The sequence below is a fragment of the Bacteroidales bacterium genome (assembly GCA_013314715.1).
Classification (GTDB): Bacteria; Bacteroidota; Bacteroidia; order Bacteroidales; family GWA2-32-17; genus Ch61.
This window is the reverse complement of the sequence record JABUFC010000006.1, coordinates 35,747-50,643: the sequence shown is the minus strand read 5'-3', so window position 1 is coordinate 50,643 and position 14,897 is coordinate 35,747. Positions and strand designations below refer to the sequence as shown.

The following is a 14,897-nucleotide window of genomic DNA, read 5'->3' as shown; positions in this document are numbered from 1 at the left end:
TTTAAGTTATACATATTTTTAATTAAAGTTTATCCATTTTTCTTCTAAAACATCGCCCTGAAGACTTACTTTTATCATTTTAACAGGTACAATCCGCTCAGCTTGTTGCATAGCCATTTGTACCAATCGGAGCAATCCGCCGCAACATGGAACTTCCATTATCATAACTGTAAGTGTGTTGATTTTAGCTTCGTTTATCATTCTTACAAGCTTATCGACATAAACATCTTGGTTTGAATCGAGTTTTGGACAAGCAACTGCGAGGCTTCTGTTTTTCAAATATTTTGAATGAAAATTTCCCATTGAAAATGCAACACAATCGGCAGCTAAAAGCACATCGGCATTTTGGAAGTAAGGGGCAATAGGGCTAACTAAATGCATCTGCACAGGCCAATGTCGCAATTCAGAAGGTTGGTCGGTATCATTAGTAGCGTTTTTTACTGTTTGCTTAAATTGCATCGTCTTTGAACCAGGGCATCCATGACTACCATGCGGACTATAAAAATGAACCTCACGTATTACGTCTTCTGCATTAAATGCTAGTTCTTGCTTGTGTTCCATTAAATAAGCAACAGCTTGCTTAAGATAATCGTGCAAATCATGCTCTTTTAGATGTTTCATATGAGCCACTACAGTGTTTTTACCAAAGCTCACCATATTATCCATAACCTTCGATTCGTCGTAAGGTTCGGCTTCGCGCTCTATTATTTCAATGGCTCCTTCGGGGCAAGTTCCTATACAAGCTCCCAAGCCATCGCATAACACATCGCTAATTAAACGAGCCTTGCCATCAATAATTTGCAAAGCACCCTCGGCACATCCCGAAACACATTCACCACAACCGGTGCATTTTTCTTCAACTATCTGAATTACTTTACGTTTCATATTATCATTATTTAAGTATTTTAATACTCAAATATATTAATGTTTAAAACATCATACAATGACTTTTATCATATTTTCTAAAAAAATAATGATTTTTATTTATTTCTAGCAATAAGGCTAGTAATTAAAAGCTTAAGTTCGGATGTTTTTTCTTTTACAGTTAATTGGTTTATTAAATTTAAAGCTTCGTTAGTAAGCTCTTGTACTTTTTGTTGAGTAATAAATGGAACACCTATTTGATTGTATATAGAAGTTATTGACTCTACTTTCTGTTGTCTGCTCATTTCAGCATTGAAATAAAATTTTAATTGATTTAATTGTTGACTATTTGCTTTTTCGAAAGCAGTAAGCATTAAAAATGTTTTTTTATTTGCCTCTATATCTCCACCAATGTTTTTACCAAAGACTGATGTATCGCCATATACATCGAGGTAATCATCTTGTAACTGAAAAGCAAGACCCAAACTTATACCTGCTTTGTAGAGTAAATCGAGGTCTTTTTCTGGGGCGTGTGCAATGATGCCTCCTAACTTTAATGAGGCTGCTATTAAAACAGCCGTTTTTAGGCGAATCATTTCCATATAGTCTTTAATTGATACATTTTCTTGGGTTTCAAAATTCATATCGAATTGTTGACCTTCGCATACTTCGAGTGCAGTTTTTGTAAATAATTCTAATGCTGGTTTAAATACATCGTCAGGTAAGTTGTAAAAATATTGAAATGAATGTATCATCATAGCATCGCCAGAAAGTATAGCTACATTTTCGTTCCATTTTTTATGTACAGTTGGTCTATTTCGACGGGTGTCGGCTTTATCCATTATATCATCGTGTAGCAAGGTAAAATTATGAAAGACTTCTAGTCCAATAGAAGGTTTTAATGCCTTTTCAATATCATCACTATAAAGGTTATAAGCTAACAAAAGCAATGTCGGGCGTAATCGCTTACCGCCATCTTCGAGGATATAAACAATTGGATAATATAATTCTGCAGGCTTTTCAGGGTATTTTAATAATCTAATAGCCTCATTTATTTTAGTTTGAATGGCAGATATGGTCATCATTTTGGTCTGAATATTTTAATTCGAATAAACCTTCGTTTAAGATTTTTTTCAATCCTTCTTCAAGGGAGATTAAAGGCTTGCTGATTAATATTTGCATTTTCGTAATATCGGGACGTCGTCCTCGCATATCGCCTTCTTTAAGTGGTGGCAAGAATACTATTTTCGATGATGATCCCGTAATACGAATTATGAGCTTAGCTAAATCGAGAATCGTTGTCTCAATGTCACCTCCAATATTTACTACATCGTTAACATAATAGTTATAATTAAAAGCTTGAATGCATGCATCTACATTGTCGTCGATATAGCAAAATGTTCTCGTTTGTAAGCCATCGCCATAAATTGTTATATCTTCGTTTTTTAGTGCACTAGCTATAAACTTTGAAATCACAAAATTTCGGCTTTGTTTAGGTCCATAAGTATTAAAAAAACGAAAAATAGTATAATCAAGTCCAAATTCTCTTTGATAAGAACGTAAATAAGCCTCCCCAACATTCTTTACAATAGCATATGGTAAGCGAGAGTTAAGGGGCGTTGTGTCTTCGTTTTGTGGGAACTCAACAGGCTCGCCATATATTTCGGATGAAGAACTGTAATACACACGCTGAACACCGGTGTTTTTACTTAGTTCGAGTATATTTCGAATACCGTCAATATCTCTTAAAACAAGAAGTGGATTTTCTATAGTTCGCTTAACACCTACAACAGCAGCATAATGAAATACAAAATCAAATTTCCAAGACATCATTATCTCGGCTATTTCGCCTCTATTATTAACATCGGCTCTAATAAAACGGAAATTTGGATGTGAAGCTGGTAATTTTTTTATATGTCCTGTTAATAAATTATCAACAGCAACAACAAATATTTCATTTGATTCAAGCAATTTTTCGCACAAACGACTACCAATAAAACCTGCTCCGCCTGTTACTAATATTTTTTTCATGTGTAATTATTTTTTAAATTATATACTAAGGTTACATGGAATACGCCATTCGAACAAATAGTGATGTTTGTTTGTGTGTAAATTTCATTTTCGGTTTGTGTGAATTTGTTCTCATGGCTATTTCATAAATTAGAATTGTTATTAACTTCATTTTCATCATCCATATCTGTTTCTATTTCAGGTTCATCAAACATTTCGAGTAAGGGTTTATCAATCGATTTCTTAGATAAAGAATCTGAAAAAGAATATATTAATGTAGGAAGCAAAATAATATTACAAAACATCGAAAATAATAAAGTTAAAGTTACCAGTATTCCCATTGCTTGTGTACCACCAAAATCGGAAAAAATAAAAATGCTAAAACCGAGCACAAGAACCAATAAAGACGAAAGCATACTAATTCCGTTGCCATGTAAGGAATTTAATACTGCTAGTTTAACATCGTAGTTATGAGTTCTTAATTCGAATCGATAGCGAGTTAAAAAATGTATAGCATTATCTACTGCAATACCTAATGCAATACTAAAAACAATGATTGTAGAAGGTTTAATAGGAATATTAAAATATCCCATCAAACCTGCAACTACTATTAAAGAGATAAGATTAGGTAATACAGTAATCGCTATCATTCTTATTGAAGTAAATAACATTCCCATTATTAAACTAATAATAAAAATAGCTAAAAATACACTTTGCAATAAATTTACGATTAAATATTCAGTCCCTTTGGTATATACAACCGAATTACCTGTTAAAACAACATTATATTTTTCTTTTGGAAAGAGCGAATCGATATAAGAAGATAATTCAGTTTTTAAATTATTCATTTCTTTTAAACCGATATCTTTCATTTGATAACTAATGCGTGTAATTTTTTTTGCTGAGTCGACAAAAGCGTGTAATGGATTTTTCTGAGCTATAGAATCGTTAACATCTTCTTTACCTGGAATATAGGACAAAATAAAAGTAGCTTCATCGTCTTTAGGCATTGTATATTTTTCGGGATTTCCATTATAATAAGCCTGTTTTGCAAATTTAACCAATTCAACAATGGAAATAGGTTTAGAAAAAATTGAGTAATTTTGAGCAATATGCTCTTGCAATAAATTCATTTTCTTAATATTTTTAAGCTGCATGACACCATTTTTCTTTTTTGTATCAATAGAAATTTCGAATGGCATTATGCCCCCTATATTAGCTTCAAAATAAGACAAATCTTGTAAAATTGGATCGGATTTTTTTAAATCATCGACCATTTTTCCGGAAGTATGCATTAATGTCATACCCCATATACCCATAATTAATAAAGCAACAAAAAAAGCAAATACCCATTTTTTGTATTTTACTATTATAATTTCGATAGCATTTAATATAAAATTCGTTTTATGACTCTTTAAATGCTTCGTATGTCTTTCTTTAGGTTCAGGTAAAAAACTAAGAATAATTGGAATTAATGTTATAGATAATAAAAATTCAATCATTATATTAATAGAAGCAACTATTCCGAACTCTTTAAGAATTTGTGAAGAAGATAAAATAAAGGTTGCAAAACCAACAGCAGTAGTTAAATTTGTTAAAAAAGTAGCCGTGCCTATTCGCTGAATAATTCGGGCTAATGCTTTAACTTTGTTTTTATGGCTATCATATTCACTTAAATATCTATTTAATAAGAAAATACAATTTTCTATACCTATAATAATCAATAAAGAAGGAACAATGCCTGTTAAGATAGTAATTTTGAAGCCAAAAATACCCATGAGACCTATTGTAAAAACGACACTAATACCTACCACAATAAGCGAAGCCATTACCGAACGAAAGGAACGGAATAATCCAATAAGTACAAAAAATGCAACAATGATGGATAATATTATAAAAAGAAATAATTCATTCTTTATTTTTTCGGTTTGAGCTGTACGTATATATGGCAATCCAGAAATATGTGTTTCAACTCTATATTTTTGTGTGTATTGTTTGACATAATTATCAATAGAGTCAACTAAAAAAACACGGCTTTTATCGCTAATACGTTTTTTATTTATGGTTATAGCCATTAAATATAAATGTTTATCTAAGTTGTATATCAATCCTTTATAAAAATTAATTTTTTGAAGTTCTCTTTTAATACTATCTACTTCTTGCTGACTCTCGGGTCGTTTAGCAACTACTTTAATAAACGAGAACTTTTTAATACTATCATTTTTTGTTAAATTAATAATGCGAGTAGGCGAAACAACTTCTTCTACTCCACTTAATTGTTTAATTTTTTGATTAATATCGTACCAATCTTGAAAATGACTAAGTGTAAAAAAGTTCGTATCAGTAACTCCAATTACCATTACAGTTCCATCTTCGCCAAATTTCTCTTTAAAATCAAGATATTGCTTAAATGTAGAATCAGACTTTGGCAACATTTGAGCCAACTCGTATGACATTTGTACATTCTTTGAAAAAAATAACATTATCAAAATAAGTCCCGCGACCGTTGAAAGCACGTACCATTTTTTACGCAAAATAACAGAAGCAATAAGTTGCCACATAAATTTAAAATTTAGCCTGCTAAGTTACGTTAAAATTTACGCAAAACGAAAATAGCAATATACAAAATTTGTTTTTATTGAAATAAAGTGATAAAACTCATGGATAGGGTTCAATTTTATTGCTTTTTTTGTAAAAAAAAATATGATTAAAATAAACGAATATTTCAATGGTAATGTAAAATCGATGGCCATTATTACTCATGAAGGTAAAGCTACTGTAGGTGTAATGCTCCCTGGCAACTATGAATTTGGCACATCATCAGAAGAAAAAATGGAAATTATCGAAGGTGAAATGCTAGTTTCTATACCTGGGCAAGAAAAGAAAACCTATTGTAAAGGTCAATATTTTATAGTTCCAGCAAATATTAAATTTAATGTAGAAATACTACGCGACACTGCTTATATTTGCTACTATAAATAATTTTTTATTTCTTTTCATCCTTTACAAAAAGACACTTCGTTTTTTTGTAAATTTGCTATTACCTTTGTACAAAAATATTTTATGTTTGGAATAAGCTTTTTTAAATTGCCACAGGCAAGATCATATAATTATAAACCAGTTTTTTACGACCCCGAAAAAGAAGAATTTGAAAAAAGAAAGCAGCAAACTTCCCAGAATATTGAAACAGAACGTAAAATTAGCTTTAGAAAAGATAGAAAAGAACGCAAGGAAACCACAAAATCGAACATACGTCTTATAGCTATTATTATAGCGTTAACATTTTTAGCTATTTATTTTCTTTACTCATAATGATTGACCAAGTAATTCATATACTACCCGATGCAGTAGCCAATCAGATTGCTGCTGGTGAAGTGGTTCAGCGTCCAGCTTCTGTAGTAAAGGAGCTAATGGAGAACGCTATTGATGCATTTGCTAAAAACATTAGAGTAAACATTAAAGATGGCGGAAAGACTTCTATTAGCATAATAGACGATGGTATGGGTATGTCTGAAGTAGATGCGCGTCTAGCTTTTGAACGTCATGCAACTTCAAAAATAACAGAAGCACACGACTTATTTGCCATCTCTACTTTTGGTTTTAGAGGAGAAGCACTTGCAGCCATTTCGTCGGTTGCTCAAGTTGAACTACAAACCCGTAAAGAAGGATCAGAAATAGGCACAAAGATTGAAATTCATGGAAGTAAATTAATAAAACAAGAACCTATTATTTGTCAACAAGGCAGCATTTTTACCATAAAAAACTTATTTTTTAATATTCCTGCTCGTCGTCGTTTTTTAAAATCGGATGCCATAGAATTTAAACATATATTAGATGAATTTCATCGTATTGCTATGGCACATCCATCTATCGCGTTTTATTTAAGCCACAATGATACCGAAATATACAATCTTCAACCTAGTAGCCTTAAACAAAGAATAATTCATTTATTTGGAAAAAATTTATCGAACGAATTACTTGATATATCAGTTGACACCTCTATTATTTCTATTCATGGTTTTATTGGCAAGCCCGAATTTGCGAAGAAAAAAAATAGCTTACAGTTTTTCTTTGTCAATAACCGTTATATGCGACACCCATTTTTATATAGAGTAATACTTAATGCATATGAAAAGTTGCTTTTGCCCGAAACCATGCCCTCGTATTTTATATTTTTTAATTGCAACCCTAACACCATCGATGTAAATATTCATCCAACTAAAACAGAAATTAAGTTCGAGGATGAACGTGCAATTGCTCAAATTCTTGAAGCAGCAGTTCGACAAACACTAGGAAAAACCAATATTCTTCCGAACATCGATTTTGAAAACGAAAGTAGCATTCAGTTGCCAAACATTTCAAAAAATCAACCACTTACTGCACCAAAAATTCACATAAACCCAAACTATAATCCCTTTGATACTAAAAATAAGAAAACTAATGCATCCGATTGGCAAAAACTTTTTGAAGGACAACCAACAACTGAGAGACAAGAAAAATTAGATATCATACAAAATTCAATTTCTGATGCTTCAAATGAAAATATTTTACAGATAAAAAATCAATACTTATTAGTAAACATTAAATCGGGCTTAATGCTCATTGACCAATATCGTGCACACGTTAGAGTATTATACGAACTACTTGAAAGTAAATATCAAAAAGATGAACTTTATACTGAAAAACTAATTTTTCCAGAAACATTAGAACTACCTGCTCATGAAGCTGAGTATTTTAAATATATAATTCCTCATCTTAAACGTTTAGGTTTTCAGATAACACTTTTAACAAATGGTGTGTTCAATATAGAAGGAATTCCATCTTATTGGAGTAACTTTAATATTATTAGCAGTTTATACGATTTTATTCATCAATTTAATGAACTTGAAAAAAATCCAGATGAAATAAATATCAGTGATATGCTATTAAAACTTGCCAAATCATCGGCTATAAAAAAAGGACAAATATTAAGCGAGAATGAGCGTCAAAATCTTTTTGACAGCCTTTTCAGTTGCTCTCAGCCGCAATATACTCCAGATGGCAAAAAAATATTTGTTACTATTTTAAATGAAGAAATTGATCAATTATTTAATTAAATTCAAATGAATTATTATTCTCCTACTCGATTTAGATTGATGCCACCCGTTGTAAAAAACATACTTATTATCAACGGCTTAATGTTTTTAGCTACCTATTTGTTTCAAAGTAAATTCGACTTAGATTTAACTCATTATCTAGGTTTATACTATTTTAAATCAGAAAACTTTCAATGGTATCAGTTAATCAGCCATATGTTCATGCACGGAAATTTTATGCATATTTTTTCTAATATGTTTGCTTTGTGGATGTTTGGCTCAGCTATTGAAAACATATGGGGGAGTAAGCGTTTTGCATACTATTACTTTTTTACAGGTTTAGGAGCGGCAGCTTTACACTTATTGATTAGTTGGTTTCGATTTTACGGTTTAGAACAAGCTATAATTGCTTACAAAAATAGTCCTTCTCCTGAATCTTTCGCTTATTTAATTGTTAACTATTTTCCAGAATATCAACTACAACTTAACGATTTCATTAGTTCTTGGTCTTTATTAAGAAATGACCCAAGTTTTGTGAGTGATTCATTCAAATTTTTAGATTATCAGTATTTAACCCAAATCAATATTCCTACAGTTGGAGCGTCGGGTGCTGTTTTTGGTTTATTACTTGCTTTTGGTATGATTTTTCCCAATGCACTTATATATCTTTATTTTTTTGTTCCAATAAAGGCAAAATACTTCGTTATTTTGTATGGATTTTTTGAACTTTATAGTGGTATTATGAATCAACCCGGCGACAATGTTGCTCATTTTGCTCACTTAGGCGGTATGCTTTTTGGACTAATACTTATATTATTTTGGCGAAAAAAATATAGAAGTTATTAATGAAAAATATAATTTTAAAATATTGGAATAAATTTAAGTACGGTAATTATTTAACTAAGTTATTGTATATTAATATTGCCGTTTATATACTTGTTAGTCTATCACGCCTATTTGTATTTTTAATGCATTTTGAAAATCAAGGGGTTTATTATGTTTTAAACTACTTAATGTTGCCAGCCAATTTAGATAGCTTAAAATACTTTCCATGGACACCTATAACTTATATGTTTACGCACGAAGAAATTCTTCATATAGTTTTTAACATGCTTTGGTTTTACTGGTTTGGTAAAATTTTCATTGATTATTTAAGTTCAAAAAAATTATTATACACTTATGTGATAGGTGGATTATTGGGTGCACTTTTTTACATTTTAGCCTTTAATTTATTTCCTGCTTTTAAAGATATAGTTTCTGTTTCAAAGGCTTTAGGAGCTTCAGCTGCTGTTATTGCAGTTGTTGTTACAATATCGTTTTATATACCCGAATATAGAATGAACCTATTATTAATTGGACAAGTTAAACTTAAGCATATTGCAATCTTTACTATTGTAATCGATTTTCTTAGTATTGCTAGCGAAAATAGTGGTGGGCATATTGCTCATTTGGGTGGTGCATTTTATGGAGTTTGTTATGGTTTGCTTTTACGTCAACCTAAACTTAAGTTTCCTTCTATTCGAATTCCTAAATTTAAAAGAAATATAAGCTTTTCTCAAAAAAATGTTAGAGAAATGAACGACCAAGAATACAATTTTAGAAAAGCTCAACTTCAAAAAGAAATTGATAGAATATTAGACAAAATTTCAAAACAAGGTTACGAAAGTCTTAGTAAAAAAGAAAAAGAAACACTTTTCAAATCTAGCCACAAATGAGTTTAAACAATAAAAAGAAAAAAAGCCTATTTCGACGCATTGTAAAAAGCTTGTTTATTAGTATTTATATATTTAATTCACTTCTTCTTATACTAGCTTTGTTAGCCAAGTATATAGATGCTAATACGTGGTCATTACCGACCATTTTTGCATTAGGATTTCCTTATATTTTTTTAGTTTTTATTATTTTTTCTATTATTGCTTTGTATCGTAAATACTTTACAACCCTTCTAATTTTATTACCTTTTTTTGTTTGGGGAATTAGTGTCTTTAACAAATATTTAAATATTACTTCTATCTTTTATTCTAAAAACTGCACCATACCATCCACTAAATCATTTGATGTTATGACTTTTAATGTTCGGTTATTTGATGTTTACAATTGGAAAAACCATCACCCCAATCACCAAAACATATTAGATTTTATTGTAAAACAAAGCCCCGATATAGCTTGCTTTCAGGAGTATTATTATCAAAGCGACGGCAAATACATTACAACAGATTTCTTGCTTAAAGGCATAAAAACTGAAAATATTCATACTTATTTTCCTGTAGTTAATAGAAAAACAGACTTCTTTGGTATTGCTACTATTACACGATTTCCTATTGTTAATAAAGGAGAAATAACTTTTTCGGGTACCTCGAATATGTGTATATATACCGATATTCTTGTACACTCAGATACTGTAAGAATATATAATATGCATCTCGAGAGTGTTAGGTTAGGTAGCGAAGATTATGCTTTTATTTCGTCGCTAGAGCATAAACCCGATAGTCTGGAACTGAATAAATCGAAATCTGTTTTACGCCGACTCATCAATGCTTCCAAAAAAAGGAATACTCAAGCAACAATCATAGCTCAACATATTAACACATGCCCCTTCCCTGTTATTGTTTGTGGTGATTTTAACGACACCCCTTCTTCTTACACATATTCCGTAATTTCTAAAAACTTAAATGATAGTTATTCATTAATTGACAAATATTTAGGCTCGACATACAATGGTAATATTCCATTTTTGCGAATTGATTACATATTGTACAGTGATGATTTTAATTCGTGTAATTACCAAATTCATAGAATAAATGTTAGCGACCACTTTCCTGTAACTTGTACCATGACATTAAAGCCTTAATAGTAGAATTTTTCGGTGTTAGAGTCCATATTTTTGCCGTTTTTTTTTTTAATATCGCCCAACTTTTTTCCAATTCTTATATCCAAAAAGTTGCTTGCCTCCTAAGATTTTGTTTTCAAAAAAACTTAATAGTTTATATTTCAACTTTTCGTGCTTCATCTTGGGGCGAAGTAGCCTTACCTTTTCGAAAGATAATTCATTGTTCCAAAAAAGATTTTTTATACGTTCGTGCATCACTTTTGGGTGAGAGCCTTTATATTGCGGTACTTTAGATAAATTCCCATAGGTAAAAAACTCTTCCTTAGCTACCATTTCTTTATTGCCAGCGTGAATCGAGTCTTGTACATTTTTCTTTTTTTGCATTAAAACAGGGGGGCGAACCCACCCATAATGATATACGTATGCGTTTAAAGCAATAATGTTCAACTTTTCATTATTACCTTTTCTAAAAGTATTGGCATCGTTATATGAATAAACCCCTATTCTATTTCTAATAATACGAATTTCATTACGACACCATCCGTGAATAGGTAAATAATGCTGATAATCGCCAAAAAAATGATGATATTTTAGGGTAAATCCATCTACTCGCTTATTGTTCAAAAAGTGCTGACAAGCTTGCTGAATATAAGATAAATCATCCTCATGAATGACTTCGTCGGCTTGCAAATAAAAACACCAATCGCCATTACATTCATTTAAAGCGACATTCGTTTCATGGGCAAATATTTTACCATCTTTATATAAAACAGGGTCCCATTCGCGATGTATGATTTTTATTTTAGATGATTGTAACGACAATATTTCTTCTTGGGTTTTATCGTCATTATCGCCCTTACCTAAAGCCACTACAAATTCATCTACTATTGGTAAAATGCTTGATATACTTTCTTTAATAGGGAAATAAAGTTTGGTGGCATTACGCACCATTGTAAAACCACTAATCGTCATTCTTTTTAAAAAATTTAATTTTTAACCATATAGAACTAGTCAACAATTTTCTTAACCAATCAAACTGAAGAGCTATATACATAAAAATAGTTGTAAACCAAATAAACATTGTATTAAACCAGAATGTATCTATTTCAATACTTCCTATACGTTTATATGGAGCATAAAAATGAGCTCTTCCATAATTCGATTCAGGGTCTTTAAAAATAGGCTTTGTCAATTGAATTAAGCGATCATTGTCTTCAACTAATGTTTGAAAAGTATTTTTATTTGTAACTAAATCGGCAAGCGAAATATTATAATAGTCTTCTTTTAATTTAACCAAATCAGATTGAGAATATTTTTGAGACAACTCACTTAGTTTTTTATCACCATCGGCCGTTGCTTTATTATATTGTTTTACAAAAAACTTTCGTTTTTCTTCGAGGTAATCACGAACTTTCGAGGCTACATTAGCATTAAATTTTTCGGGGTTAAGTTGTTCAAAATTTTTAAATTTCTTTTTTGCAAATAATTGCTCCAACACAGTAATTTCATTTTTAATAATGAGCAAATTTTTATCAAAAGAAACATTCACCGATTTATCGGTAAGATAACGCTCGCATGCATCTAAACGGTTAAGTAATTCGGGTATTAAATAGTTAAAACGAAACTCATTAAAACTTTTTCGTTGATCGATTTCAAAAAAATTTTTTTCCCATTTGTTTTTCTTAAACTGTGTAACTGCTAAAGCTTCAAATGCCCAACGTGAGGTCATTAAATCGCCAGCAATAGGCACATAACGAACACTTGCGACCGATTTATGTAATTTATCAAACTTAACAATTACCCCACTTAATAAAAGTTGAGGTACTAAAATAAAGGGTATCAAAATGTAAATAGTTACAACTGAGTTAAGAGCCGACGAAATGTTTAATCCTAACATATTGGCAAAACAAGCAGTAGTAAACAAAATCCAATAATATTCGGGCGTTAATCCTTTTATCCCTAATATGGTATTACCTATCAACACAAAAGTTATCATTTGAATTGACGACAATACAAACATTATAATCACTTTTGCATTTATATAACTAAAGCGGCTTAAGTTTAAAAACTTTTCGCGTTGCAAAATTTTTCTGTCGCGAATAATCTCTTCGGCACTAACTGTCATTCCTAAAAACAAAGCAACCACAATAGCCATAAACAGATATGCAAAAAGATTTTCGTTTTCGCTAAAAATGTATCGTTCGCCAGCAATATACTTTGTAAAATATCCTAAAATAATTGCAAGAACAGGGGCTTCTAAAAAATTAAGAAGGACGTATTGTTTATTAGTAAGTTTAGAAAGAACATCGCGAATAATGAATATTTTAAACTGATTCCAACGTGATGGAATATCAAAATTATTGGTTGGAATTACTTTTTCGTATTTCTTTTCTTTAAAAGCATTATCTAATGTAGTTTTATAAAGTTTAAACCATTCGGAAGGTGCAAATTTTCTATTCCGTGTGAGCTTTCCATATTCATCAACAACCTTGGTTTCAACAATTTGCAAAACCTGCTCGGGGTTAACATTACCGCAACAACGACACTCACTTTCATCGGCATTTACATGATTGATAGCTTTTTTGAAATATATGAGCGATTCAACTGGGTTGCCATAATATATGGGATATCCACCCTTATCAAGGATAAGAATCTTATCGAATAATTTAAAAATATCGGACGATGGTTGGTGTATGTTTACAATAGCTAACTTACCTTTTAATGTAATTTCTTTTAGCAAATCCATGACCATTTCAGAATCCATCGAAGAGAGACCAGATGTAGGCTCATCAACAAACATTATATCGGGTTCGCGAATCAACTCTAAAGCGATATTCAAGCGTTTACGTTGTCCACCACTGATAAATTTGTTTAATGGTCCGCCAACCTTTAAATTGCGAATTTCATATAAATCTAAGTCTTGCAATACTTTAACTACCGCATCATGAATTTGTTCTTCATTAAATTTTGCAAAGCAAAGTTTGGCATTGTAATAAAGATTCTGATATACGGTCAGTTCTTCGATTAATAAATCATCTTGAGGAACAAATCCGATAACACCTTTAATTTTTTCTTTTTCAGTATGAACATTAAAACCATTGATAAGAACTTCGCCCTCGTCAGGTTTTAAATTACCATTTAATATACTTAATAAAGTTGATTTACCGGCTCCACTTCCTCCCATTACACCAATTAATTGTCCCGTCTCTTCGCTAAAATTAAAATCGTGTAAACCATTATTTGAATTTTTAAATTTAAATGAAACGTGTTTAGCTGTAAAAGTAATTTTTTGCGATTGTTTGGTACTAAGAAATGTGGCTACTACATCGCTGTAATAAATTGGAGCTAATTTTGAGCTTCTAATAGTGGATCCTTTTACTAAAATATAAACTCTTTTAGGGTAAATAAGTTGACCATTTAAATAAAGTGTTTCGTCGCCGATGTACCCAAAAGCATACATATTGGTACTCTCAATATGCAAAACAACTAATTGTCCTTTAAGCTGTTCGTTATATATATGTTTAGCGCCTTCAATAAAATTTTGGAGTTGATTATCTATAATGAGTAAATGTTCTTTGTAAGGAATTTTATCGGGTTTTTCGAGGATTAAGGCTTTACAATTTTCGTACTCTAAAGCTGGAATATTAAATGTTTCTGAAACAGTTTTGACAAATTCTAATTCATATTCACCAATAATTTCATTATAATTAATAAATTCAAGCAACTTAAGAAGTACCAAAATTTTTTGTTCTTGACGAAGCTCATCGTTTATTCTTGAGCAAATAGCTAAAACTTTTACACTATTAGCCGATAGGCGTTTCTTACCTTTTTTGCCTTGTTGTTCCTGAAAATATTGATCGAAAAGAGCTAAATATTGATCGACAAGTTCTTGACTTAATTGTTGTTTTAAATAAGATGCAACCACCTCGCGCCCTTTATCGCTAACGCCACCTTCGTTTTCGCTATCTACATCGGCAATAATCGCAAAAAGACGCATAAGTGCTTTTAAAATGGTTTCGCTCATAACCTTATATTTTTATGAGTAAAAGTAATAATTGTTTTCAAAGTGTACAAAAAAAGATATGGACATGATAAAATAAAAATCATTTATTTGCGTT

Annotated in this window: 12 protein-coding genes; 6 read left to right on the top strand and 6 right to left on the bottom strand. The window is 31.0% G+C overall.

What is annotated here, in order from left to right:
• Window positions 1–18 precede the first annotated feature (18 nt).
• From HPY79_02425 to HPY79_02410, 4 genes are all read right to left on the bottom strand, one after another.
• Entirely contained in the window at window positions 19–885 is an 867-nt protein-coding gene (locus HPY79_02425) for a 4Fe-4S binding protein (GenBank protein ID NSW44670.1), read from the bottom strand.
• 95 nt (window positions 886–980) lie between these two features.
• Window positions 981–1,949 (bottom strand): polyprenyl synthetase family protein, encoded by a 969-nt coding sequence (locus tag HPY79_02420; GenBank protein ID NSW44669.1) that lies wholly within the window; start codon window positions 1,947–1,949, stop codon window positions 981–983.
• Window positions 1,921–2,895 (bottom strand): NAD-dependent epimerase/dehydratase family protein, encoded by a 975-nt coding sequence (locus HPY79_02415; GenBank protein ID NSW44668.1) that lies wholly within the window; start codon window positions 2,893–2,895, stop codon window positions 1,921–1,923. The genes HPY79_02420 and HPY79_02415 overlap by 29 nt, the downstream gene beginning before the upstream one ends.
• Before the next feature lie 122 nt (window positions 2,896–3,017).
• A complete protein-coding gene (locus HPY79_02410; GenBank protein ID NSW44667.1) occupies window positions 3,018–5,435 on the bottom strand; it encodes an MMPL family transporter in 2,418 nt (805 codons plus the stop codon).
• A gap of 142 nt (window positions 5,436–5,577) precedes the next feature.
• Here HPY79_02410 and HPY79_02405 point away from each other — a divergent pair, with 142 nt between their 5' ends.
• From HPY79_02405 to HPY79_02380, 6 genes are all read left to right on the top strand, one after another.
• Window positions 5,578–5,856, top strand: a complete 279-nt coding sequence (locus HPY79_02405; GenBank protein ID NSW44666.1) for a pyrimidine/purine nucleoside phosphorylase — start codon at window positions 5,578–5,580, stop codon at window positions 5,854–5,856.
• An 81-nt stretch (window positions 5,857–5,937) separates the two neighbouring features.
• Window positions 5,938–6,186: a hypothetical protein gene (locus HPY79_02400; GenBank protein NSW44665.1), complete on the top strand. Its 249-nt coding sequence runs from the start codon at window positions 5,938–5,940 to the stop codon at window positions 6,184–6,186.
• Between the two features lie 2 nt (window positions 6,187–6,188).
• The gene (mutL, locus tag HPY79_02395; protein NSW44664.1) at window positions 6,189–7,970 is read left to right on the top strand and encodes a DNA mismatch repair endonuclease MutL; all 1,782 of its coding nucleotides are present in this window, start codon (window positions 6,189–6,191) and stop codon (window positions 7,968–7,970) included.
• 6 nt (window positions 7,971–7,976) lie between these two features.
• A complete protein-coding gene (locus HPY79_02390; protein ID NSW44663.1) occupies window positions 7,977–8,795 on the top strand; it encodes a rhomboid family intramembrane serine protease in 819 nt (272 codons plus the stop codon).
• A complete protein-coding gene (locus tag HPY79_02385; protein NSW44662.1) occupies window positions 8,795–9,664 on the top strand; it encodes a rhomboid family intramembrane serine protease in 870 nt (289 codons plus the stop codon). The genes HPY79_02390 and HPY79_02385 overlap by 1 nt, the downstream gene beginning before the upstream one ends.
• The gene (locus tag HPY79_02380) at window positions 9,661–10,800 is read left to right on the top strand and encodes an endonuclease/exonuclease/phosphatase family protein (protein ID NSW44661.1); all 1,140 of its coding nucleotides are present in this window, start codon (window positions 9,661–9,663) and stop codon (window positions 10,798–10,800) included. The genes HPY79_02385 and HPY79_02380 overlap by 4 nt, the downstream gene beginning before the upstream one ends.
• Before the next feature lie 48 nt (window positions 10,801–10,848).
• Here HPY79_02380 and HPY79_02375 read toward each other — a convergent pair whose 3' ends face one another.
• Together HPY79_02375 and HPY79_02370 are read right to left on the bottom strand one after the other, a co-directional pair.
• A complete protein-coding gene (locus HPY79_02375; GenBank protein ID NSW44660.1) occupies window positions 10,849–11,751 on the bottom strand; it encodes a hypothetical protein in 903 nt (300 codons plus the stop codon).
• Entirely contained in the window at window positions 11,741–14,803 is a 3,063-nt protein-coding gene (locus HPY79_02370; GenBank protein ID NSW44659.1) for an ATP-binding cassette domain-containing protein, read from the bottom strand. Before HPY79_02370 ends, HPY79_02375 begins: the two co-directional genes overlap by 11 nt.
• Window positions 14,804–14,897 lie beyond the last annotated feature (94 nt).